Annotated in this window: 14 protein-coding genes and 1 pseudogene; 5 read left to right on the top strand and 10 right to left on the bottom strand. The window is 42.6% G+C overall.

Annotation, left to right across the window (positions count from 1 at the left end):
- Positions 1-567: 567 nt before the first annotated feature.
- The 3 genes from V7K62_RS12655 to V7K62_RS12645 all read left to right on the top strand — a co-directional run bounded on the left by V7K62_RS12655 (position 568) and on the right by V7K62_RS12645 (position 4,706).
- Positions 568-1,362 carry a glutathione S-transferase family protein gene (locus V7K62_RS12655; protein WP_334864337.1) on the top strand — a complete coding sequence of 265 codons (795 nt, stop codon included), beginning with the start codon at positions 568-570 and terminating at the stop codon, positions 1,360-1,362.
- 99 nt (positions 1,363-1,461) lie between these two features.
- Positions 1,462-3,192 carry an ATP-binding protein gene (locus V7K62_RS12650; RefSeq protein WP_334864430.1) on the top strand — a complete coding sequence of 577 codons (1,731 nt, stop codon included), beginning with the start codon at positions 1,462-1,464 and terminating at the stop codon, positions 3,190-3,192.
- Positions 3,193-3,722: 530 nt separating this feature from the next.
- Positions 3,723-4,706 (top strand): RNA polymerase sigma factor, RpoD/SigA family, encoded by a 984-nt coding sequence (locus V7K62_RS12645; protein ID WP_334864335.1) that lies wholly within the window; start codon positions 3,723-3,725, stop codon positions 4,704-4,706.
- Between the two features lie 353 nt (positions 4,707-5,059).
- On the opposite strand, the pseudogene V7K62_RS12640 reads toward V7K62_RS12645, so the two are convergent.
- A pseudogene (locus tag V7K62_RS12640) lies at positions 5,060-7,258 on the bottom strand (CHASE2 domain-containing protein).
- A 190-nt stretch (positions 7,259-7,448) separates the two neighbouring features.
- Positions 7,449-7,733, bottom strand: coding sequence for a hypothetical protein (locus V7K62_RS12635; protein ID WP_334864333.1), 285 nt, complete (start codon positions 7,731-7,733; stop codon positions 7,449-7,451).
- 500 nt (positions 7,734-8,233) lie between these two features.
- Here V7K62_RS12635 and V7K62_RS12630 point away from each other — a divergent pair, with 500 nt between their 5' ends.
- Positions 8,234-8,407, top strand: a complete 174-nt coding sequence (locus V7K62_RS12630; RefSeq protein ID WP_334864331.1) for a helix-turn-helix domain-containing protein — start codon at positions 8,234-8,236, stop codon at positions 8,405-8,407.
- A 60-nt stretch (positions 8,408-8,467) separates the two neighbouring features.
- Positions 8,468-10,969, top strand: coding sequence for a hybrid sensor histidine kinase/response regulator (locus V7K62_RS12625; RefSeq protein ID WP_334864329.1), 2,502 nt, complete (start codon positions 8,468-8,470; stop codon positions 10,967-10,969).
- A gap of 55 nt (positions 10,970-11,024) precedes the next feature.
- On the opposite strand, the gene V7K62_RS12620 is transcribed toward V7K62_RS12625, so the two are convergent.
- The 8 genes from V7K62_RS12620 to V7K62_RS12585 form a co-directional block, all read right to left on the bottom strand.
- Positions 11,025-12,113 carry a sulfonate ABC transporter substrate-binding protein gene (locus V7K62_RS12620; RefSeq protein ID WP_334864428.1) on the bottom strand — a complete coding sequence of 363 codons (1,089 nt, stop codon included), beginning with the start codon at positions 12,111-12,113 and terminating at the stop codon, positions 11,025-11,027.
- A 404-nt stretch (positions 12,114-12,517) separates the two neighbouring features.
- Positions 12,518-13,408: a TauD/TfdA dioxygenase family protein gene (locus V7K62_RS12615; RefSeq protein WP_334864327.1), complete on the bottom strand. Its 891-nt coding sequence runs from the start codon at positions 13,406-13,408 to the stop codon at positions 12,518-12,520.
- Positions 13,409-13,445: 37 nt separating this feature from the next.
- Positions 13,446-14,552, bottom strand: a complete 1,107-nt coding sequence (locus V7K62_RS12610) for an aliphatic sulfonate ABC transporter substrate-binding protein (protein WP_334864324.1) — start codon at positions 14,550-14,552, stop codon at positions 13,446-13,448.
- A gap of 309 nt (positions 14,553-14,861) precedes the next feature.
- Positions 14,862-15,683 (bottom strand): class I SAM-dependent methyltransferase, encoded by an 822-nt coding sequence (locus V7K62_RS12605; RefSeq protein WP_334864322.1) that lies wholly within the window; start codon positions 15,681-15,683, stop codon positions 14,862-14,864.
- A gap of 77 nt (positions 15,684-15,760) precedes the next feature.
- Positions 15,761-16,147 (bottom strand): hypothetical protein, encoded by a 387-nt coding sequence (locus V7K62_RS12600; protein ID WP_334864320.1) that lies wholly within the window; start codon positions 16,145-16,147, stop codon positions 15,761-15,763.
- Between the two features lie 342 nt (positions 16,148-16,489).
- Entirely contained in the window at positions 16,490-16,819 is a 330-nt protein-coding gene (locus V7K62_RS12595; RefSeq protein WP_334864318.1) for a 4Fe-4S binding protein, read from the bottom strand.
- Positions 16,820-16,855: 36 nt separating this feature from the next.
- Entirely contained in the window at positions 16,856-18,487 is a 1,632-nt protein-coding gene (locus V7K62_RS12590) for an FAD-binding protein (RefSeq protein ID WP_334864316.1), read from the bottom strand.
- A gap of 1,079 nt (positions 18,488-19,566) precedes the next feature.
- Complete coding sequence (locus tag V7K62_RS12585; protein ID WP_334864313.1) at positions 19,567-21,381, bottom strand: iron uptake porin; 1,815 nt, start codon at positions 21,379-21,381, stop codon at positions 19,567-19,569.
- Positions 21,382-21,821 lie beyond the last annotated feature (440 nt).

Below are 21,821 nucleotides of genomic sequence, written 5' to 3'. Positions count from 1 at the left end.
TCTAGTTTGTCACGAAAAGCACGAACTGAGCGCCTAACGCACCCTACTTAAGGGACTGACAAAAAAAATATCCCAAAACTGACGCAAAAATCCTCTCTATTTCTCTTCTCTGTGTGTTCTCTGCGTCTGGAGTGGTAGCCGGCGGCAAGCCGCTTCTCTGCGAGAGGCTTCGCCAATGCGTCTACGTTTCTTTGGATAATTTATAGCAGATTGCGACTTAGTGAGGTACAGATAATCGTAGGGGCACAACATGTTGTGCCCCTACCCGTGTACTTCATTTACCTGAAATACGCTGTATTTCTTGGAAGTCCCTAAGAAAATGGTCTCTGATGACTGAGGGGTTAAGTTTATTTATATAGACTTAATTAAATTACTTAGTTATTTGATATTTTAATCAATCAGAAAACAATATTTTTTGAACTCGATAATTTTGCCAAAAATCAGGCATCGGTTAAACCCTAATATCAATTCAATAGACAACTAAGCAACTAATACCAATAAAAATTACTTAAACTAAAGATACAATTATAAAGTTAAGAAGTTGACCCGTTTCAATATATAGAACAAATGCTGGAATTATACCAATGGGAACTCTCTCAATACTCAGAAAAAGTGCGCCTAATTCTAGATTTTAAAGGACTAGATTACCGCAAAATAGAGGTTACGCCTGGGATTGGACAGGTAGAACTATTCCGGCTGACTGGTCAAAGACAAGTCCCGGTATTAAAAGATCGTAATAAATATATTGCGGATTCTACGGAGATAGCTAAGTATTTAGACTTAGAGTATCCCGATCGCCCCATAATACCGCAAGATCCTAAACAACGGGGTTTAACTTTATTAATAGAAGAATGGGCGGATGAGTCCATAGGCATCAAAGGTCGCAAAGCACTATTTGCTGCCATAAGTCAAGATCAAAATTTCCGTAAGTCTTTCTTACCCACCTCAACACCAGATATATTTAAAAGTCTGGTTCAAGGAGTACCTAGTGACTTACTGACACTGTTCGGTTTTGGCGTAGGTTACAGCCCAGATGTGATACAGTCAGCGATCGCATCTTTAAAACAAGACTTGGAAGCCTTGACATTATTATTGGCAGATAGTCCCTATTTAACAGGAGATGAGCCGACTTTAGCTGACTTATCGGTGGCTGGCTTATCGATATTACTCAAGTTCCCCTCTGGCCCCTATCTGGATTTACCAGCTTCTATCAGAGGTAAAGGATTGCCAATCTTTGCCGAGAATATAGATTATGAACCATTCTTTAGCTGGCGCGATCGCCTTTACGCCCAATTCCGCAAACCGTTAATTAGTACCACTCCACCAACGGGAAGTTCGCCAACTTCGATTCAGATTGATTAGATGATTGGGGAAGGTGGGGCCCCCTCTGGGGATAAGGGGTAATGGGGAATGGGGGAAGAAAAACAAATGACAAATGACAAATGACCAATGACTAATCAGATGAATTCGGCACAGCCATTAGGTTCGGTCATTCAAGGTTCTCTAACTGAAGGTTTAGAAGTACGATTGCATCCTGACATTTCTGTAGAAGATATGCGGGTGGGTAAGTTTCTTGTTGTGCAAGGGATGCGATCGCGTTTTTTTTGTATGCTGACAGATGTAGCATTGGGAGCTGCTAATGCCCGAATCATTGCTAATCCCCCCAGTTGGGAAGACACTTTTTTACGAGATGTTTTAGCCGGAAGTGGTACTTACGGTACTATCAACCTCGCGCCGATGTTGATGTTCACTCCCGAATCGGAAGAATCTTTCTCGCCAACAAATGGCAAATCAGCAAATCCCTTCCTGCCATCGATGACGGGTTTGGCTTCATTTGTGCCCCAAACCAGCACGACGATGGAATTGTTGCCTGTTAAAACTATTCCTAGCCACTTTAGTCAAGTTTACGACGCAAGTGTTGAAGATTTTCGCCGGGTATTTGGCTGGGAAGATGACCCCCAAAGACGCAATTTTTCCATCGGCAAACCTTTGGATATGGATGTGCCCGTTTGCATCGATTTAAATCGCTTCGTAGAACGGAGTAATGGGATTTTTGGGAAATCTGGTACTGGTAAATCCTTTCTAACACGGCTAATTTTAGCTGGCGTTATCCGTAAAAAGGCGGCAGTAAATTTGATTTTTGATATGCACTCCGAGTATGGCTGGGAAGCAGTCGCAGAAGGTAAAAATGTCAGTACTGTTAAAGGCTTAAAGCAACTTTTTCCCAGTAAGGTAGAAGTTTATACCCTCGACCCAGAATCGACAAAGCGTCGGGGTGTGCGTGATGCCCAAGAACTTTATTTGAGCTATGAGCAAATAGAAGTTGAAGATATTAAGTTATGTAGCCGAGATTTAGGACTCTCTGACGCAGCCTTAGATAACGCCAATATTCTGTACAGCGAATTTGGCAAGTCTTGGATTGTCCAGTTGCTGAATATGACTAACGAAGAAATCGAGATGTTCTGCGACGAGAAACGCGGACACAAAGGCTCGATTATGGCATTGCAGCGCAAACTCTTGCGGATGGATAGCTTGAAGTATATGCGAGCAGTTTGCCCCCAGAATTACATTAGTAAAATTGTGCAATGCCTGGAATCTGGGAAGAATGTTGTGATAGAATTTGGTTCCCAGTCTAATATGCTCTCTTATATGTTGGTGACGAATATGATCACCCGCCGTATTCACGAGCATTACGTCAAGAAAGCAGATAAATTCCTGCAAAGCAAAAATCCTTGCGATCGCCCAACGCCATTGATGATTACCATTGAAGAGGCGCACCGTTTCCTTGACCCAGGAGTGGTACAAAGTACCATCTTTGGGACTATTGCCCGTGAATTGCGGAAATATTTTGTCACACTTTTGGTAGTTGATCAACGTCCATCAGGCATAGATAATGAAGTTATGTCCCAGATTGGAACTCGCATTACCGCTTTGCTGAATGATGAAAAAGACATTGAGGCGATTTTTACGGGTGTATCTGGTGGTAGTGGACTGCGATCGGTGTTGGCAAAGTTAGACTCGAAGCAACAAGCTTTAATATTGGGTCACGCCGTTCCGATGCCGGTAGTAGTGCGTACCCGACCTTACGACGCAACTTTTTACGAAGAAATGGGTGAGCCAGCCTGGGAAGAAAAACCTGACGCAGAAGTATTCGCCGCTGCTGAACTAGCCAAAGCTGACTTGGGATTCTAGATAGTCAGTTGTCCTTTGCTAATGACTAATGACTAATGACCAATTCGTGACATCCCTCCATTGTCATCGCAAATTAAGTTCGGTTATCCGGCTAGTTTTTGGCAACAGAAGAGGGGTTTTTGGCGTCACTATAGATGTAGTCAGTAATTTCAAGGAACTTTAAAATTTTTTCCCTAAAGACCGCTTTTGAATTATAATTTTAGGCTTTATCTTAAGATAGTTTACTATTTCCCTGATTTATCGTACTATAAAGCTAAGTAGAACTCATACCGACTTCGTATTTACCGATTGGTGTCAGTAACTGCCTAAAAGAAGAAGTCTCAAAAAAAACCAGCGTGCTTATAAGAAATTGAAAATTTAGGGAAGGTAGGGGAACCTATCATTGGGAGCTTACCGTCTTAAGAACGGCTGTATCAATTAATAATTACTTTTGGTAGCTCCCGATATTTCGTGATAGATGTACTACCTTTTCCAATCCCTTTTAGTAAGAAAACATACATTATCTCAACGAAGTAGAGGATATCGCACCAATGCCTACTGTCAATAGCCAAACGGAAAACCTCAACACCAAATTCACGGCTGATATGGTGCGAACCTATCTGCGAGAAATTGGTCGTGTACCACTGTTAACCCGTGAACAAGAAATTGTCTTTGGGAAGCAAGTGCAACAAATGATGACGCTCATCGATGCCAAGGAAGCTTTGGCGAAGAAGCTGCAACGCGAACCGAATATGTCAGAGTGGGCTGATCAGGTTCAACAATCGGAAACCGATGTGCAACAAACGGTAGCGCAAGGTAAGCGGGCAAAGCAAAAAATGATCGAAGCGAATTTGCGCTTGGTCGTTGCTATTGCGAAAAAGTACCAAAAGCGGAATATGGAGTTTCTGGATTTAATTCAGGAAGGAACACTAGGATTAGAGCGGGGTGTAGAGAAATTTGACCCAATGAGGGGTTATAAGTTCTCGACTTATGCTTACTGGTGGATTCGCCAAGCAATTACCCGCGCGATCGCTCAACAAGGTCGTACCATCCGCTTACCAATCCATATTACCGAGAAACTGAACAAAATCAAAAAAGTGCAGCGTGAGTTGGCTCAAACCTTGGGGCGATCGCCGACTCCAGCCGAAATTGCCAAAGAACTGGAAATAGAACCGGCTCAGATCCGCGAGTACTTAAATATGGCTCGTCAACCAGTGTCTTTGGATGTGCGAGTTGGTGAGAACCAAGATACTGAGTTGCAAGAAATGCTCGAAGATGATGGCCCATCACCAGAGTATTACACCAACCAGGAATTCTTACGCCAAGACTTGAACAACCTGCTAGCGGAACTAACCCCGCAACAGCGAGAAGTTGTAGCCCTACGCTTTGGTTTAGAAGATGGTAACGAAATGTCATTGGCGAAAGTGGGAGAGAGATTGAGTCTCAGCCGTGAACGCGTTCGTCAGTTAGAGCATCAAGCTTTGGCTCATCTACGTCGTCGTCGTGCCAATGTCAAAGAATACGTTGCTAGTTAAAACCAGAGACGCGGAATTTCGCGTCTCTACACCACCTTGGTGATCCGCCTCCTGAATTCAGGGGGCGATTTTTTTATGCTGAAAACTTAGCGGCGAAAGCGGAGGCCAATAAAGATTAGTACAGCAAAAAAGACACCAATGCCTACACTCCACCCAAAAACTTCAGTAGATACAAGTCGAATTACCCCCCTTAATCCCCCTTGGCAAGGGCGGAAACAGGAAATTTAGTTCCCTCCCCAATCTATCGGGGAGGGTTAGGGAGGGGTAAAACTTACGCGCTATAAACCATTAATTTTTTGTTAGTCCGCGCAGTTCGACTTCGTTTGTATAGCCGCGATTTCTAATCGCCAAGGCTAGATACGTTTCAAATCTTGTAAAACTGCGGTGGCTGATTGATAGCGATCGCTAAAATGATAGCAAACCATTTTATCTAAAATTGCCGCTAATTCTTCACTCACCTCCACCGTTTGCCGCCACATCACATTACCCGTTTCTATATCTGGATGAAGTTCTTGCGGTGGTATCCCAGTTATGGCTTGAATAGCAATCATTCCTAAAGCATAAATGTCACTGCATAGGCGGGGATGACCGGCAAATTGTTCTGGAGGTGCATAACCCCGCGTCCCGATGGCTACTGTGGCTAATTCTGTTTGCTCACTACTTGCTGGTTGCATCAATTTTACAGCACCAAAGTCAATCAATACCAGCCGATTATCTTCAGCGCATCTAATAATATTAGTCGGTTTGATATCACGATGAATCACTCGATGCTGGTGAACAAAGTCTAGAATTTCTAAAACTTGTTTGAGCATTTCCATCACAAATGATTCGTTTTGCACATTTTGTACAGGTGGTAATTCTTCGCTTAGGGTATGTCCCTCAATGTATTGTTGAATTAAATAGAATTCTTGATCATCTTCAAAATAAGCAAGTAGTTCAGGAATCTGATGATGTTTACCTAAAGATTCTAAGATTTCAGCTTCACTATTAAACAACCTGCGAGCAACCTGCAAAAATCGTGTATCTTGACGGGCTGGCATTAACTTTTTAACTACACAAGTAGGATTACCCGGTCGTTGAGTATCCTGTGCTAAATAAGTCCGACCAAATCCACCTGCACCGAGAGTTTTAGATATTTTGTAGCGTCCACTCAAAAGCAAATCACCTGATTTTGTTTCTCGTAAATCAATTGGGGGAGGAAAATCAAGATAGGAGTCGGGAAGTGCTGTTTTATCTTCTAAGAGTACATTTAATTGAGCGATCGCTTCTTGTTGCTTTTCAACTTGCAGAATAATTACCTGAGTTTGCCGCTGATTTTGGTAGCTACTATAAACAATCACGCAGATGCTACTAATCACCAAAGCCAGGGCAGAAGGGATTAACGGCATCCATCCGGCTTGCAAAAACAAAGCAACGCAGACTACTACTAAGCCAAGTAGAGTTGTCGCTTCCACCACTAGCAACAGCAACGGATTTTGCCACCGCCATACTAAAATTCCACCTACCAGCGACCAGCCCCACACCAAAATAAGTTCCACCCAATCAGGCCAATACCAAATTAGAGGTCGCCCATCTAACACTGTACTGATGAGTTGACTTGCTATCTGTGCATGAATAAACAGAGGAGGCATTCTGGCTGGTTGATCTGCCAAAGCGCTGTAGGGCGTATAAAAGCCACCTGGAGGGATATTAGCTGCTGTGGTGCCAATAATCACCAGACGGTCTTTAAATAAACTGGGATTGACTCGACCACTCAGAACATCTGTGAGGGTTACTTTATCGGCGAGGCTGTTGGGGTGACGGTAATTTAATAATATTTGATAGCCATCTGCATCCAGATGTCGGTAGCCAGCAGAATTAGGTTGTAAACGCAAAAACAGGGTTTTACCTAATAGAAAATCTCCTTTTTTAGTGAAATCGTATTCAATGCCTTGTTTTGCCAGATAATTAATTGCTATTTAGGCACCAAATGCAAATGATGTTGTACATTTCTTGTCTGTAGAGTTAGCAAATAACAAACTGCGGCGGAGAATTTGGTCGTTTTCACTATCAGCAACCACATCGCTAAACCCAACATTATCTATAGGAAAATTAGGCGGTGGTGGAATTTCATCTCTACCCAAGCTGCTGAACAAACAGGTGCTGACAATGTTATCTTGATTTGGGAGATTAGCCGCCAAATTATTGTGTTCTGGTTGGAAAAGATATAAACCAACAATTCGCGGTTGATAGGACTCTATTTTCTTTAATAGCTGATTGATTGTCCGATCTGATAGAGGCCATTTCTCTCGTTTGAGATCCTCATCAGTGATTGTTACTAGTAAAATCCGCCGATCGGGTGCTTCTGTGGGACGCGATCGCAACATCTGGTCATAAACTCTTAACTCCCAAGGCTGTAACCAATTGAGTTCCCGAACTCCCCAGATAAAGGCGGTAACTCCTACACTGGTAACAAAAATAATTTGCAGCCAGCTTTTGCTCTTGGAAGTTTCACGGGAATCCTGAACTTTGACAAAAGGGACACGGAGTTTTTCTAATAGTCCACTAATCACGGCGTTGCGGCGGTAGCCTGAATTGGGTAGATGTTGCAGGCGCAGAAGTTAATTTTCGGAATCTAGGTTAAAAGCTAGTTAATCTCAGCTTCTATTAATGTAGCAATTTACTTGCTAGTTAAAGACTTTGGCATATTCCTACTTTGAAAGCAAGCTTACGCGTAGCCTCAACTAGAGAATAAGACAAGCGCTAATCATCAGTTTGAGGTGTTTGAGCATCTTCAACAGGACTGGCAATTGGAAAAGAAATAGGATTAGTAGATGGGGTTAGTGAATCTAACTGAGGTTGTTGAAGTGATGCTTCAATGCTGGAATCAGCAAAATAGGAGCCAAAAATTTTATCATAGTTAGAAGCCACAGCTAAAAAAGTGCCACCCAAAATATAGATAGGTAATGGCAGATTAAACTCTTGCAACCAGTCAAACAGTTCTGCCAAGGCAAACAGCACCAAAAAGCAGGCAAGCCAAACCTTCATATTCTCATCCCCTGGATTGAAACAACTCTATTACTAGCTTAAATAGTTTCGATATCTATAGGACTAGTATTTGATTTTTGAAATGCACGTAGTAGACTGTCATGGCTTTAATAGTGCATTAGACGTAGACCTACTAGCGCGGCAAGCTTAAAATATTGGGTAACAAGGCTTTGGACTAAGCTGCATCGCCTCTACCCTAACCCAGCAAATATAAGCTTGCCGCGCTAGTAGGTTGGGTGGAGGCTTTGCGTAACCCAACATCCTTCTCATCAGTTGGGTTACGCAAAGCCTCCACCCAACAAAGCAATTTTTTTGCAACATTAAAGTCATGACAGTCCACTACAAGACTACCGAGATTTTTTCAGAAATCAAATATGATTCCTATAGTTGATGTAGTACATAATCACCAATTTACAACCTCTATAACCCTAGATAGGTGCAGTCAGAGTTATAGCATCTGCTATATTGCACTGGTAGAAATATCAAAATATATTTAGCTTATGCCAGTAATCGAACAGCTTAGGATTGCACAATTGGTTCGTGAGACTCGGCAGTGCCCGAAATTTACACAGGTAAAACTGGCAACGATGTTAGGGGTTTCGTTCCACAGTCTAAATCGATGGGAAAACGGACGGACACAACCTTCACCACTGGCTGGCTATGAAACAAATTAAAGAACTACTACAGCAGATGGGAGAACCCGGTGAGTCGCTTTTAGCCAAATACTTTTAAAAATGACTGATCATCTGAAAGCTCAAGAGTTTACTGATTTGCAGCAATATTTGAGCGAACAGCAAGCTGCGCTGCGCGATAGTGAAGCACGCTACCGTTCACTGGCAGAGGCAAGCGCATCCATCGTCTGGAGAGCAGCACCTTGGGGCAACGTTGTTGATGAGATTCCTACCTGGGAGGCGTTCACAGGGCAAAGTCTCGAACAGTACAAAGGATGGGGTTGGGTTGAGGCACTGCACCCAGAAGATCGTTCTTCGATGGTGGAAATTTGGAAACAGGCATTTCCTACACGCAGCGTTGCAGTTGCCGAGTATCGTGTTCTGCGGCATGATGGCGAATACCGTTATATGAATATACGCGGTGTGCCGATACTCGACGAAACAGGCGAAATCCGCGAATGGGTGGGAATGTGCGTCGATATTACCGAACGCAAGCAAGCTGAGGCGAAACTGCGCGAGAGTGAGGCGTGTTTTCGGCTGCTGGCTGAGAATTCAACTGATGTTATTTCCCGCCACACAGTAGATGGAATTCTTCTCTACGTTTCACCAGCTTGCTACACAGTACTGGGATATCAACCAGAGGAACTAGTAGGTCATGCCAGCCATGAGTTAGTTCACCCTGACGATTTGGTACAGATTGCGATAAATTACCCAGTCAGTGGTGATTTACCAGATATTTATACCATTACTCACCGGGCGCGTCACGAACAGGGACATTATATCTGGTTGGAAGCAACTGTTCGAGCTATCCGCGATCGCCAAACTCAAGAAATTTTAGAGATGCAAGCGTCATCGCGAGATATTACTGGGCGCAAGCAGGTGGAAGAGGAGCAGCGTTTTCTGGCTGAGGCTAGTGGGATTTTGGCTACATCATTTGACTACGAGACAACCTTAGCAGGTTTGGCGCGTTTGGCAGTGCCGGAAATAGCCGATTGGTGCTTAGTTGATATTATTTGTGACAATCAATTAGTCCGTCGGGTTGCAGCAGCCCATGCCAATCCAGGGAAACAAGAATTGCTAGAACAGTTACAAAATTATCCGCCTGATTTGGCACAAACAGCAGGTGTTGCTGAGGTAATACGGACAGGCAAATCACAAATTACTCATTTGATTTCTGATGAACAGATGCAAGGGTTAAGCCACAACGCCAGTCACCTCAAAATCTTGCAAGAACTAAATCCGACATCTGGTATGAGTGTACCGCTAATCGTTCGGGGACGGGTGTTGGGAGCGATGACTTTAGTCTCTTCTTCAAGTCGTCGCTACGACACCAAAAGCCTAATGTTAGCTGAGGAGTTGGCTGGCCGTGCGGCGATCGCTGTTGATAATGCCCGCCTATACGAGGCACAGCAAACCGCACGCAAGGCAGCAGAAAACGCTAACCGGATAAAAGACGAGTTTCTAGCAGTACTTTCTCATGAATTGCGATCGCCACTCAACCCAATTTTAGGATGGGCAAAGCTACTCCAAACCAAAAAACTTGATGAAAAGACAATTCCTCAAGCGCTGAAGACTATTGAGCGAAATGCTAAGTTACAGGCTCAACTAATTGAAGACTTACTGGATATCTCCCGGATTTTACAAGGTAAACTCAGCTTGAATATCTACCCAGTTGATTTGACATCTGTGATTTCGGCAGCAATGGAGACAGTGCGGCTATCGGTAGAAGCTAAGTCAATTGAGATGCACATCAGCCTAGAACCAAGTTTGGGGCAAGTTTTAGGAGACTCCAGCCGATTGCAACAAATCGTCTGGAACCTGCTCTCAAATGCGGTTAAGTTTACACCAGAGGGCGGACGGGTTGATATTCGACTGTCATCATGTCCTAAGTCAAATTCCAACTCAGCACTTATTCAAGTCAGCGACACCGGCAAAGGCATCGACCCTAATTTTCTGCCTTATGTGTTTGAATATTTTCGTCAAGAGAACAGCAGCACCACCAGAAAATTTGGTGGATTGGGCTTAGGATTAGCGATCGTCCGTCACTTAGTTGAATTGCATGGCGGGACTGTCCAGGTAGAAAGTGAGGGCGAAGATCGGGGGGCAACTTTTACGGTAAGATTACCGTTAATCCAAAATCAATTAGAGATTAAACAAGACAGTAGCGATTCTGAGCCATCCTCAAATTTGAATGATGTCAAAATTTTAGTAGTGGATGATGAAACAGATACGCGAGATTTTATCGTCTTCTTACTAGAGCAATATGGGGCAAATGTGACAGCAGTAACATCAGCAAATGAAGCCCTAGCCGCTTTAGCTCAATCCTTGCCAGATATACTTTTAAGCGATATTGGGATGCCAGAAGTGGATGGATGTATGTTCATGCGACAGTTGAGAATGCTGCCACCAGAGCAAGGAGGACAAATTCGGGCGATCGCACTTACCGCCTATGCTGGAGAAATGAACGCCCAGCAAGTACTAACAGCCGGATTTGACAAGCATATTGCCAAACCAGTAGAGCCAGCCGAGTTAATAGATGCGATCGCTAATTTAATCGCTGAATAAACTTGCCTCTATCTATTTACCGCCAGTACCCAATCCCCAATCCCCAACTCAATATTTATTTTTCACTGATGAGTGTTTCGGGAGTAATAGCTGCATATTCTTGAGGTGTTAGTAGTGCTTCTTTAATATCAATCTTTTTGGGTAAGATTTTTTCCTTATAGAACAAATCAGCAACACTTTGTTGATTTTGGATTACTTTTGGAGTGATTCCTCTCAGCCGATAAGTAGCACGGCTAGAAATTATTTCTTGAATGGGTAAATCAATTTTGAGTACAGGTGCTATAAGTTTGGCTACTTCTTTACGATTCGCTTCTGCCCATTGACCATTTTTATCAATTTCTTCTAGGATGATGCGAACTAATTCGGGATTTTCCTTAGTAAACTCACGTGTTCCGATGTAATATCCCCCTGGAGTACCGATATTGGTTGCATCTCTCAGCACACGCGCACCGTGGAGTTTTTCTACCAAAGCTAAATGAGGATCGCCAGTTACCCAAACTGGAATAGTTCCCTGAATAAATGCACCACGTGCTTCAACATTGGGCATACTCAGAACTTTAATATCACTATATTTTAGATTCACCTCTTCTAAGGCTTTGATAATAAAATAGTGAGAAGCCGAACCTTTTTGAAAAACTACTTTTTGACCTTTAATCTGAGCTAAAGTTTTAATTGGAGAACCTTTCGGAACTGCGATCGCACTACCTTTACCTGAATTAGGGCCAAGTCTTCTCCCAGCCAAATAGATGATTTTTGCACCCGCAGCTTGGGCAAAGATCGGAGGCGTTTCTCCAACTGAGCCAATATCAATTTTGCCCACATTCATCGCTTCCATAAGTTGTGGCCCTTGGGCAAATTGTGACCACTCTACTTTCAAGCCCAAAGGCTGCAAACGTTTTTCTAAAACTCCTCTGACTCTAACTAAATCACCAGAGCTTTGATACCCTATTCGCAGCACTTTTGTTTTAAAAGTAATGGTTTTTGTTGCTGCTGGATCTGCTTTCGTATTAGTTGCACTATTTGTATTATCGCTGGTTGACGTACAACTTATTAAAGTGGTAGATAAAGCTAAAAAACCAGGTATTACAAATAATGTTACTTGACTGATTATTGTTGACTTAATTTTCACGGTATTGTTAAATATTTTTACACTTACAGGTTCAACTAATCCTAATTTCAAGAAAGTTAATCAAGATTTAAATAATTTAATTTCTACTTTTAAAGCAACCCACGATCATTTTTTATTAATTATCGTCTCAATATTATATATTTACCGATTAAAATGAAGTATTTATAAACACTATTTTTATCCTAAATAACAATATTATATATACTTTTTGTGACAATTACATAGATAAATTTCGATACTTTTTTTGATTCTTTATTAAGAAAGTAAATAGATTATTTAGCGTAGTTTAGTTATATAAATTTACATAAGTAATCCAGTTTATAATCCTGTATAATTTAGAAATTAGGGTGGATAATCCCACCTATTATTCTGGTTTTGTAGAGACGCAATTTCTGGCATCTCTACTTCAGATATAGAGACTAAAAAGGACGACTACCTGCAAGGCTAACCCGCTTCAATACCCGTCGCTCATTTGGATTGAATGCTTGACGGTAATGTAAGGTAGCTTGATTATCCCAGTAGACAATATCGCCTACAGACCATTTGTGTTGGTAGTAGAACTTGGGTTGATTTAGATGTTGCCTTAACTGTTCAATCAGTTTAGATCCTTCTTCCGGCTCTAACCCGACAATTTCCACTTCCGTAGCAGCATCTAAGTAAAGATGCTTTTTACCACTCTCTGGATGTGTCCTAACTAAAGGATGGGGAAAGATCGGACTGATTAAAGGAATAGTTTTGTCTAAACGATACAAAGAGCGTGGTGCATTCCGATCTCGCAAAAATGGGTTGTAGGTAATTAATTGTAAATCTGCAATCCGTTTTTTAGTGGCTTCATCTAATGCTTGATATGCCAAATTGGTATTTAACCAATAAGTATCTCCACCTTGAGAAGGTATTTCCAACGCATAAAGAAGTGAACCACTAGATGGGGTAGGAGTCCATTTGTGATCAGAATGGAAAGTGAGTTCTCCAGTACCTGTATAGCCACCATCGACATTGGAAATCGGAATCACTACCGGAGTTTCTCCTGGTTTAGAAGCCAATACTGGAGTTTCATCAGATGGTACAAATAGTGCGCCAAAGTATAGAGAAAAGTTCAAAAGTTCTCGATCTGAGAGCTTTTGGTCTTTGAAGATCAAGATGTGGCGATGTCTGGCGACAAGCCGCTTCGCGTCTACGCGCAGTGCTTCTTTAAGTTGTAAGATAACTTCAGGTGCGATCGGTTGACTGGCATCAAGATCGGTAACTATCGCTCCCAAAGGGGCATCAATAGACCTAATTTTAACCTCTGTCAAAGTCGAGGTAGGCATAATATTCTCCTGTATTTTAGTTTATTGTTGGGGATAACTACTTATTCGCTAATACGTCTGACGGAGTAATTTTGGCGTACTCTTCAGGTGTCAAAAACCCATCTCTAACATTCACCTTTTTGGGGATAAGTCCTAAGCTGTACCACTTATCTGCAACTTCCTGTTGCTTGGTAATAGTTTTATCAGTAATTGGTACTAGCCCATAATCATATTTCTTATGCATTATTTCTAGAGTCGGTGGATCTAGCTGAGTTACAGGAGCAAGTAATTGTGCAACTTCTTTGGGATGATTCTTAGTCCAGATTTCTGCCTTTTCTAGCTCCTCTAGAAACACTTTAATTACGTCAGGATGAGCCTGATAAAACTGGCGTGAGGTTGAGTAAAAGTTGCCAGTATCCCGCAACTTCCCACCATCTGCTAAAACACGAGCTATTTTCTTTTGTTCATTTCTGGTAGCGAATGGCTCCCAAATATACCAAGCATCCACCTTGTTCTGACTGAATGCCGCATTTGCATCTGGCGGCGTTAAAAAAACTGATTGGACATCGCTTAGTTTCAGTCCCGCGTCTTCTAATGCCTTAACTAATAAATAGTGACCAATAGAAGCTTTCTGAAAAGCCACTTTTTTGCCCTTCAAATCGGCAACACTTTTAATCGGAGAGTTTACAGGAACTAAAAGTGAAATAGCTTTACCACTAGGGCGTGTAGTAGCTAGATAAACAAGGGGCGCTCCTGCTGCTTGTGAAAATACAGGAGGTGATTCGGCTGTAGATGCAATATCTAGTCCATTTGCATTCAATGCTTCTAGTTGTTGTGGCCCAGCCGCAAACTCAGCCCACTGGACTTTAAAACCCAGAGGCTCTAATCGCTTTTCTAAGGAACCCTGTTTTTCTAAAATTGCTAGAGCGGAAAGTTGTTTTGAACGTACAATCCGTACTACTTGCTTCTCTGTTGACTTCTCTGTAGTGTTAGATGAAGCTGCCGACTCAGGGGAAGTTGCTGACTGTTGAGTGTTATTTTTTGCTTCACTACAACTCGATAGGCTTGTTGATAGCATTAAGCAGTAGCCCAGAGCAAACAACAACGAACGACGTGTTGTTCTCTGGCTTTTTCTGAATTCAAACTTTCCTTTTAAAGCTGGCATGAGTTGTTTTATTAATTTTCCTCTAGGTGGTTAAACAGTGATGATTAATTACAATGTAAAAAAAGCAAAAAATCTTTTCTATTAAGTTATTTAAAAACTACAATAAATATTTTTTTTAAATTAAAAAACATTTATTAAATTAGGGAAGAGAGTGGGTATTACCCACCCTTTAACGACTCGATGAACTGAAAATTTAATAGTGAGGAGGGAAAATTTAGGAAGTGGAGTGAGAAGATCCCACTCCAATGTCGTGCTAGTGGAAGATTGAAATTTGTGAATCAAGCTCTGTTTTATTTGCGTGCAATTTTGCTAGTGCTTCCAAGCGACTAGGATTGTAGCTTTGAGTTCTTCTGTAAAGTGTCCAGACGGTTCAACTGCGAGTAACGCTTCTCTGAGATCCTTTTCAAATGCTGGGGCGTTATCGCCATAGAAAATTTTCAGAGAGAAGGCTGTAGTGTATAAATAGCCGAGATAGCTATCGACAGTCCAAGATTTTTCAAATGGCACTTCATAGGTTTCTTGACGAGCAAAAGCTGAATTGCCAATTACGACTTCATGGGGAGGATCGACTGGTTTACGAGTGCCTTGTCCTCGTTGTCCAGTCCGCCGTTCTTCACCTAACCATTTCTTCACTACTCCAACAGCAGCTTGTTTCCAAGGTAGATTGCTTTCCCAAGGGTTGTCACTAGTCTGAAGCAGTGCTAGTCCACCATCATCAGTAAGCAATTCATAAAGGCGTTCAAGTACTAATTCGCGTTCCATCCAGTGGAAGGCTCTACCAATAGTGGCTAACTTAAATGTCCCTAAACTAGAGTCAATTAGTTCTGCTCCTTGTTCTAACCAAGTAATATTATTTGCTCCAACTGCTGCTGCTTGCCGTTTAGCTTCGGCAATCATTTCTGGATCGGGATCGATCGCCACAACTTCTTCAAATTTGGTTCGCAAAGCAATTGAAATTAATCCTGGGCCAGTGCCTAAATCAAGGAGTCGTCCTTGACCATTGAGATTAAATATTTCGGCTAGTTTGTCGAATACAACCTGTGGATATTTGGTTCTATATTGAGCGTAGGCTTCAGCGGCTCCCTCAAATAAACTTGGGTCGTAGGTAGGAAGTGTTTTTAGTTGAGTCATATCAATTTTGGATTTTGGATTTTGGATTTTGGATTGATTCAACAGATACTTGCTCTGTACTATCAAGGAATTATTGGTCAGGAGGGAAGTAGAAAGCCTTTGAGCTTGGAAGTTGAGCCTCTGAGCATGGAAGTTGCGCCTTTGAGCTTGGGAGTTGAGCCTCTGAGCATGGAAGTTGCGCCTTTGAGCTTGGGAGTTGAGCCTCTGAGCTTGGGAGTTGCGCCTTTGAGCTTGGGAGTCGAGCCTTTGAGCTTGGGAGTCGAGCCTTTGAGCTTGGGAGTTGCGCCTTTGAGCTTGGGAGTTGCACCTTTGAGCTTGAAAGTTGCGCCTTTGAAAGACTTGATTACAAAAATCTGTTTTTCTTGCTCAGAAAAGTTACTGATTCCCGCCTTTTCTGCTCTCTCATCCCCCTCATCTCCCTCATCCCCCTCATCTCCCTCATCTCCCCACTCTCTATTTTTCAACAGCCCAATCAGTTAATTTAAAGTCCGACTTTGCTAAACCCTGCGAAACTAAAAATTTCTTTGTCCCCTCTAAAAGTTTCACCCCTTCGGCTGGTAATGGTTCTTCTGATATCTGTTTGAGTGGTAACGATACTTTGAAGATCCCCCCAACCCCCCTTAAAAAGGGGGGATTTTAGAGTTTCTTTTCCCCCCTTTTTAAGGGGGGTTAGGGGGGATCTACGAGTTTGAAAACAGTCACTAGGCTCGAAATCCCTAACTTTTCTAGTTATAGGGCTACCTTCTGCTTCCTGCTTTCTGCCTCCTGCCTTCTTTAACGCCAGCATGACTCTTTTCCCCACGATGCTATTTCATCTGCTTGAGAATTTGGAATGTTTCATCGGCTTTTGCTGTTGAGGTGCGTTTATGTCCCCAACCAACATTTTCACGGTAACTACCCAGTAGCCCAATTTCTATTAATTCTGCCTCGTTGACTAAAGTCTTCATATCGCTTTCTGGTGCAACATAAAGAGCATCAACTGGACAATACAATTCGCACATATAACAGGTTTGGCAGTCACTCTGTCGGGCAATGGTTGGTGGCGCATTAGGTACTCTGTCAAACACGTTGGTTGGACAAATATTCACGCAGATATTACATTCTATGCACCGCGACTCGCTGACCAACTCAATCACACTGCCACCTCTATTTTAGATTTTAGATTTTAGATTTTAGATTTTAGATTTTAGATTTTGGATTTTAGATTGGGAAATATCTTCTGTATTTAGTAGCGGCTGACTCTTCACCCAGACTTGATCTAATCCGCCACTAATTAGGTAATGTTGCTGGTTAGCATCTTGTTCTGGATAGTCTAAGTGTCTGTGCATACCACGAGTTTCTTTACGTTCAATGGCACTGCTGTACATCCACCGTGCTGTGGCTACCATTGCCGCAGCTTCTCGCGCCCTGGGAAGCTCTTTCTCTGATGTTACCTGGCTACTGTGGAGTTCTTGCCAAAGATGATTTAGCTTACCCAAAGACTCGGTTAAACCTTGTTCTGTACGGAAATAGTTCTTTTCGTAGGGGAATACTTCAGCTTGGACTGCCTGAATAATTTCATCAGTCGCTAAGGAGCGATCGCTCCCACTTTCTAATCCTACCTCTCCAACACCCTTAACTCGGCGTTGAGTTTTATTTTCCCCTAAACTGCGGCTATATTCAGCAGCCGATTTCCCCGACCAATAGCCAGAAGATATTGCCCAAGCTGCATTATGACTACCACCGCCAGTAAATCCGCCACAAATAAGTTCGCGTGTAGCTGCATCTCCAGCCGCATAGAGTCCGCGTACAGAACTGGCGCAACTCTCATCTACAATCCGAATTCCCCCCGTACCGCGCACAGTTCCTTCTAGGCGCAGAGTCACAGGGAAACGTTGAGTAAATGGATCAATACCTGCACGGTCAAAGGGTAAAAAGAAGTTGGGCTGTGCTAAACGCATAGATGCCCGCATCGATTCCGCCGCTTTGTCTATGATGGCGTAAACTGGCTGTTGCAGTAACGTTTCAGCAATTACTGAACGTCTATGAGAACTTGCCCCCGGAATCACAGTACCGTCTTCGTAGGTGAAGGTTGCCCAATTATAAAACAGGGTTTTGGTGACTGAAGAAAAGGCGGGAGAGATGCCGTAAGCGTTGGAAAATTCCATACCCGACATCTCAGCACCTGCTTCTGCCGCCATTAGATAACCATCCCCTGTCAGGACGTTGCATCCTAACGCTTTACTGAGAAACGCACAGCCACCTGTCGCAATAATTGTTGACTGCGATCGCACTTGCCATTTCTCACCAGTCTGACGGTTCACACCTGATGCACCAGCAACAGCACCATCGTCATCAACCAGTAATTCTAAGGCGGGACTATTGTCTAAAATCTTGACTCCTGCCCGTTGAATTTGCCGCCGCATCAGCCGCATATACTCCGGCCCTTGTAGCGATCGCCGATAGGGTTTGCCTTCATCGTCGGTAGGGAAGGGATAACCCCACTCTGCTAACTGATTAACGTTTAGATAAGTCTGATTCAGTACCCGATCCATCCAATTGCGATCGGCTAAAAACCCACCCAACGATTCCCGACTCGCCTTCGCTGTTTCCCGTGCTTCTGGATCGGGTGGCACATACCACACACCATTACCAGATGCCGCAGCGCATCCAGTTGTGCCACAATATCCTTTGTCTACAAGGATCACCCTAGCTCCATTTGATGCAGCACTCCATGCCGCCCAAGTTCCAGCTGGCCCACCTCCAATCACAAGCATATCTGCTTCTAAGTCAAGTTCAAAATCGGTTGTTAACGTCTTCAGCATCTACCATTTCCCCCCATCGATAAAGTCTTAAGCATCAAGTCTTCACCCCATCGATGCTGCAAAATATTCAGAGATCTGTTTGCCTATCTACATCTTTACGGCTTACTACTAGCCTTAAATTGTGGCCCCTTAAGACAGGTTGCCAATAGGTTGGAATTAAAAACTACTTTATCTTTATCAATAAACCGTAGTTTTTAATATAACAAAGCTTTTCACAGTTTTCGACAAAAAGCAAGCATTTTAACAAACAAATTAAAATGTAAAGTTATGTAAAATAAACTTGGTTATCTCTCCCAAGAGACTTGCTTTTTACAATATTTTGTGAAAAGTTCCAATATTAGCACACATAATACTTAATTTAGATAAACTTACCGTTGTTTAATAAATACCAAATATGCATAAGTTTAAAAACCACATCTTTCGTAAGGGCACAGAAAAAGCTCATTGGTGTCAACTTAAGCTGAAACTCCTTTAAAACCTCGTTTCTAGCCAGAGGCTAGAAATGCTGCTCCTGGCGGCTCTGCCGCCAGCAAGAGAGGCGGAGCCTCAAGGATGAGCATTCCCAGTCGGAGACTGGGAACGAGGCACGAGGCAATCTAAAAGCTAGTTCTAGACTTGCTTTCACGTTAAGTTGACACGAATGAGCATTGCTGTGCCCCTACAATTCTGGTCTATTGACGATCGCAGGATAATTAAGAAAAGCCTGAAACAACCGGGAGGATCGTTAATTCACATCACGAGGCGTTTGTACAGTAGACTTCTTGCATAAATCAAAAAAAGAACCTCACCCCGCCTTTGACTTACATCAAAGTCTCCCCTCTCGAAGAGCGGGGAGGGGTTGGGGGTGGGGTGTTAGGGGACTTTTGCAAGAGGTACAGTGCGTAAGTCCTAGTAATTTACTAGAAAACCTATAGCGGTTCTCAATTGTATGGAATACAGAACTAACCCCCAGCCCCAACGCTGCAAGGGTTGGGGAGTAAAATTAAAAGCCTCTCTCCTTTTAGGAGAGAGGAATGGAAGTGAGGTGAAAGTGTATTGCTTCCATTCGAGAAATGCTATAAATCTCTGGTTTTTACAAGTTAAAACCTAAAGACAGTACGAACCCAAGCAAATAAACTATCAGGATTGTTGGCATCAGAATCGGGTGCAGTAATCCAGATCAAACCCGGCGTAACCTCAATATTATCTCCGATTTTATATTGGTAGAATGCCTCAACGTGCAGGGAAGTATCTTTGTCTGCTTGTCCGGCACCTGCTCCCAAATCTACATTCTGACTGAGCCTCGTGAGTTTCGGTTCCATACCAACTAAAACCCCCCCTAAAGCACCTTCACTAAAAAGATCCGGGAATGCCAGTCCTACTGCCCAATCCATCGCATTACCATCTCCGCGCCCCAAATAGCGGTGTGCCGCATAACTTACCCACGCATTGATTGCTAACTTGGAATTAACTTGATAGAACCCCTGTAGACCATAAAGGTTGCCTATAGTTCCCACTCCACGCACGGTACTGTTTACCAGGTTACTCCCGACTGCTGGGCCAAAATTTGTTCCACTAAAACCTATGGTATTTGGTGGGCTATAGGTATTAACGTAAGTTGCAGCCACCCGAAAATTCCGATTAGAAGAGTAGTATATTAACTGTGCTAAAGCTAAATACCTGCCTGTCAATAAGCCATTATTAGATGTGGGATTGTTACCATTTGGTGCGCTATACGCTATCCCGAATTGAACTTGTTTGCCTAATCCCTGGAGTATGGCAATTCCGGGGCCGCTATCTCCATAGTTATAGACTAAAGACCGCCGTGAAAATCGTGAAATCCCATTAGCACCAGTTGCAGAAGACGATTCAAAATATGGGTTAATGGGGCCAGAAAGACCTATCTCACTAGCTCCATCGGACAAGGGATAAATGTTGACTTGAGTATTTGGATAAGGTAGAAACCGATAGCGAACTCCACTGAGAATAAGAGTGTTGCGTACAAAAGTAATACTGGAGTTATCAGCAGTTCTCCCCTCATAAGTTCCTAATAATCCAGCTCTTGTTTGTCCCAGTGATTCAATATTTCCACCACCTATTGTTATAGCTAGTGAATCTTTACCGTTAAAACTGGTATTTAAGCGTAAAGAAGTTGAGCCTTGAAGTGTGACATTGTGAGGTGCTGGTCTCTTGCTGACGACATTATTACCCGCCAGAAGTTCGCCAAAAACAATCTGAGATCGACCTATAAGTTTGGTTGTGGTCGTAAACTGAGTTGCTTCTAACTTCGCAGTTCGTGCTTCCAAGCTATCTACGCGTCCCCGAAGTTGAGCGAGTTCTGGAGAAAATTGTTCTTGTAGTTTTTTGATGGTATCCAAGTCTTCGCGTTTGACTAAATCTGTTGTCGAAGTCGCTATTAGTTCATTGAGGCGATCTAAAGCTGCATTCAACCCAGCTGCAAATTCATAGCGCGTTAGGGAGCGATCGCCTTTAAATGTACCATCTGTATATCCTGCAATTACACCGTAGCGCTCAACTAGAGACTGTAATGCTTGAAATGCCCAATCTGTCGGCTTAATATCTGATAGTTGCGAAACGGATGTTGCCTGTCCTGCTGCATTATTTGGAGCTTTTTTGTTAGTTGGCGGTGCAACTTGCAACAATTGTGAGACAGGTGTCACTCGCTCTCGGAGATCGTTTGGAGCTTTTTTAAGAGTGACTGGTGCAATTGAAGTATCTACTGTTTGATTAACAACTGCTTCTGGAACTTTGTTCTCTTCTACTTCAGTAGTAGATACATCAGATTTAGGCAGTTCAGCCTGACTTTTGGCTGGATAAAAAACCAGTATAGCTAGAATATCTAGCAACGAAAGCAGGAATACTATGGATCTATAATTCCAGCGAAAATTTGACATGACTCCTTAACTCCTCAACCTTAAAGATGAATAAAATAGCTCTCAGTTCGACAGAAAAATCATCGATCTAATGTTTTTAGAAAACGATTACAACACATATTTAGCAAAGTTTTTCCTGGGGAAAGAACTACATTTTTTGAGAAATATCGAAGCCAGTACTAAGTAGTTGAATGTACAATCAAAAAAAATCGCAGTAAACGAGGAATTCTGACGCTTGAAAGAATCCTAGAAACGTTTTATCTAAGACCATCACTGTCTTAGTAAAGACTTATCTCCTTTTAAGGAAAACTCAACCACACGCTATCTGAAATGATACTTCTGAGACATCATAATGCCGTTTTTTTGGTGATGCTGCACAAAGTTAATCAATGGCTACTGACATTGATTAAAGCTTGATTTGGATTCAAGTTATTATTTGCTAATTAACATTAGCTGAAAAC

It is taken from the genome of Nostoc sp. (assembly GCF_036917935.1).
Classification (GTDB): domain Bacteria; phylum Cyanobacteriota; class Cyanobacteriia; order Cyanobacteriales; family Nostocaceae; genus Nostoc.
This window is presented reverse-complemented; position numbering and strand designations above follow the sequence as displayed.

Coding starts and splice junctions, on each gene's coding strand:
- V7K62_RS12605 (WP_334864322.1), bottom strand. CDS start 15,683: ATGACTCAACTAAAAACACTTCCTACCTACGACCCAAGTTTATTTGAG.
- V7K62_RS12645 (WP_334864335.1), top strand. CDS start 3,723: ATGCCTACTGTCAATAGCCAAACGGAAAACCTCAACACCAAATTCACG.
- V7K62_RS12585 (WP_334864313.1), bottom strand. CDS start 21,381: ATGTCAAATTTTCGCTGGAATTATAGATCCATAGTATTCCTGCTTTCG.
- V7K62_RS12650 (WP_334864430.1), top strand. CDS start 1,462: ATGAATTCGGCACAGCCATTAGGTTCGGTCATTCAAGGTTCTCTAACT.
- V7K62_RS12630 (WP_334864331.1), top strand. CDS start 8,234: ATGCCAGTAATCGAACAGCTTAGGATTGCACAATTGGTTCGTGAGACT.
- V7K62_RS12610 (WP_334864324.1), bottom strand. CDS start 14,552: ATGCCAGCTTTAAAAGGAAAGTTTGAATTCAGAAAAAGCCAGAGAACA.
- V7K62_RS12655 (WP_334864337.1), top strand. CDS start 568: ATGCTGGAATTATACCAATGGGAACTCTCTCAATACTCAGAAAAAGTG.
- V7K62_RS12590 (WP_334864316.1), bottom strand. CDS start 18,487: ATGCTGAAGACGTTAACAACCGATTTTGAACTTGACTTAGAAGCAGAT.
- V7K62_RS12635 (WP_334864333.1), bottom strand. CDS start 7,733: ATGAAGGTTTGGCTTGCCTGCTTTTTGGTGCTGTTTGCCTTGGCAGAA.
- V7K62_RS12625 (WP_334864329.1), top strand. CDS start 8,468: ATGACTGATCATCTGAAAGCTCAAGAGTTTACTGATTTGCAGCAATAT.
- V7K62_RS12615 (WP_334864327.1), bottom strand. CDS start 13,408: ATGCCTACCTCGACTTTGACAGAGGTTAAAATTAGGTCTATTGATGCC.